This is a genomic window from Rhodanobacter lindaniclasticus (assembly GCF_004799035.1).
GTDB classification, from domain to species: domain Bacteria; phylum Pseudomonadota; class Gammaproteobacteria; order Xanthomonadales; family Rhodanobacteraceae; genus Rhodanobacter; species Rhodanobacter lindaniclasticus.
On record NZ_MWIO01000075.1, the window covers coordinates 1 to 2,268 of the forward strand.

At 53.0% G+C, this 2,268-nt stretch carries 2 protein-coding genes and 2 pseudogenes; all 4 read right to left on the reverse strand.

The genetic code is table 11. From position 1 onward, the window contains the following. Positions 1–182, reverse strand: a pseudogene (locus B1991_RS17450) (hypothetical protein); the annotation flags it as partial. Between the two features lie 371 nt (positions 183–553). Continuing rightward, positions 554–763, reverse strand: a pseudogene (locus tag B1991_RS17455) (IS4 family transposase); the annotation flags it as partial. A 142-nt stretch (positions 764–905) separates the two neighbouring features. After that, on the reverse strand, positions 906–1,403 hold the full coding sequence (locus tag B1991_RS18905; RefSeq protein ID WP_136259957.1) for a hypothetical protein: 498 nt from the start codon (positions 1,401–1,403) through the stop codon (positions 906–908). Beyond that, positions 1,381–2,268: RHS repeat domain-containing protein (locus tag B1991_RS17465; RefSeq protein WP_136259958.1), on the reverse strand; the 888-nt coding region annotated here is incomplete at its 5' end. The genes B1991_RS17465 and B1991_RS18905, both read right to left, overlap by 23 nt.

A 2,268-nucleotide genomic window follows, 5' to 3' on the forward strand; every position in this document is an offset into this window, starting at 1 on the left:
TAGTCGAACGTCGCCGTGATGTTGCCGCTGGCATCCGCCTCGGCCAGCGGCGTGCCCTGCGCATCGGTGTAGACATATGTCACCGTGCCGGCATGAGCGACTCCGCCCAACCAGAGCATCAGCAGCACCAACGCATATGCGATCGCCTTGTGCGTGGCCCGCCCTTTGATCTGGATATCCATGTCCATGCTCCTCACTCGATCGGCCCAGGCGGGTTGGCCTGCGTCGGGTTGGACGCGTTCTTGAATGCTGAACATTCGCCGGCATTGCATGCCTTGTAGGAGGTGGCTGTCGCCGAGGCGGACCATGTGATGCTGTAAGGCTTCCCGAGCACAGGGAAAGGCGCCGTTACCGTGGCGGGCGCGGCAGGCAGCAGGGTCACGGCGATCACGCCAACGGTACTCCAGACTCCGTAACTGCCGGCGCTTCAGCGACTTTGTTGCAACGCGTAGCCGCTGGCAAGTCGCCGCCCCAACTCAACGTGGCCACGCAATTTAATTAGCCCCGTCCCCCTTAATCCGTCCCCTTTAATTGGTCCCCTTTAATCGGGATGCCACCTGTGATCGACCTTCAAATCTGACCAGTCCACGACGATCACCGGCTGTTCGCTGCGCACCAACCAGCGGGTCATGGCAGCATGGATGCGCTCACGCTCGGCATGCAGATGGTGATTGCTGAGCAACCGATCCAAGGCCTTCGGCGGCGCGCGGATGGGCTGTGCGTCGGGCCACGCGCGGGCCAGATCGATCATGGTCAATCGACCATAGTTGCCATTGCTTAGACCGCGGAGACGCTCCAGTTGGACAAATCATTGGGTTGCGCTGGGTCCTAGAAACGTGTCCATAGCAGGATTGCTTAGCAACACTTTTCCACCAACAACTGAAACCATCACTATTCATCAGGCCCTACCACTCATTTTTGTTACATCGCAGCTCCACTTGGTCACTCACATCTTTGGCTATATATTCTAAAAATTTTTTATACCTATCTGCACTCCCTCCGTTGTTACGATCAATCGTGACGATAGCTATCATAGATTTTTTTTCGCCTAAGACTAAGGTACAAGATAACCTGCTTGATTTGTTTGCCGATTCAATCGCTCTACATCCATATCCGGTATGATCTGCCGCGTTGGACATAACCATTATCCGCTTTACGCCGCCAAGCAACTCCTTCGTATTGGGTGCTATTAGAATGTATGCGGCGTACCCAGGCCCTCTAGAAGTTCTAGCAGAAGCCACAAATCGGTCCTTCGGAATTGTAACCTCACCTACTGAGTCAAGCTCTACAGAAACACGCTCAGTCTTTGCGAAGGCCTCGAATGAGGCAGTCATGAGCAAAAAAGCTATCAGGGCGAATTTAAAGAATTTCATATTAACCTCAACAACCGTCCTTCTGGTCATGATTACATGCATAGTGCCACATGTGCCAATCACCTTGCTCTTCTGTATTAAGATGATCTGGACTAGGTGTACGTAGATATTTTTTAAATGGCAGGTAGTTGGAATTTTTAAATATTCCAGATTTAATATGACCCCAAACTGGATCAATTCCATTCTGGTATTGCCATACATGGGTCAGTTCATGAATAAACCAGCCAACTAAAATGCCGCTTCGACACGTGACGAAGTCCTGGCAATCGACGTAAGACTTTGGAAAATGCATCGTATTATTTGGTGTTAACGCAGATTCTTTATGTGGCGAGTCATAAGATACACGAACCTTGCCTGTATCCAGGTTTTTGAATTCTTCTTTGCCTGCTGCGGACTCATTTCTTGTCAACGCCCTAGACTGGCCAAGGCGGACGCCGCCCGTACTCGGTGCAGAAGCGACAATGCTTTTGCCAGAGTCAACGCAATTACCAACTTTATCGTGGATATTTGACCCTGTGCATCGACCATCCATATCTATATTCGTAATCGGATTGCTATCCGCATACCCGTACCGATTGAAATTGAACGCATCCCCCGGCATCGGCCCCACCGGATCCACACTCAAAAACCGCCCCACTGTCGGATCGTAGTACCGCGCCTGCATGTATACCAATCCCGTATCCGGGTCGTTCACATGCCCGGTATATCCCGGCCCGCTCGGCGGCGTTCCCAGCGCCTGGCTGCCGTAGGGCGCGTAGTCGAACGTCGCCGTGATGTTGCCGCTGGCATCCGCCTCGGCCAGCGGCGTGCCCTGCGCATCGGTGTAGACATATGTCACCGTGCCGGCATGAGCGACTCCGCCCAACCAGAGCATCAGCAGCACCAACGCATCTGG

Bases quoted from the DNA above. Each gene is read 5' to 3' on its own strand.
- B1991_RS18905 (WP_136259957.1), bottom strand. From the start codon at position 1,403: ATGACCAGAAGGACGGTTGTTGAGGTTAATATGAAATTCTTTAAATTC.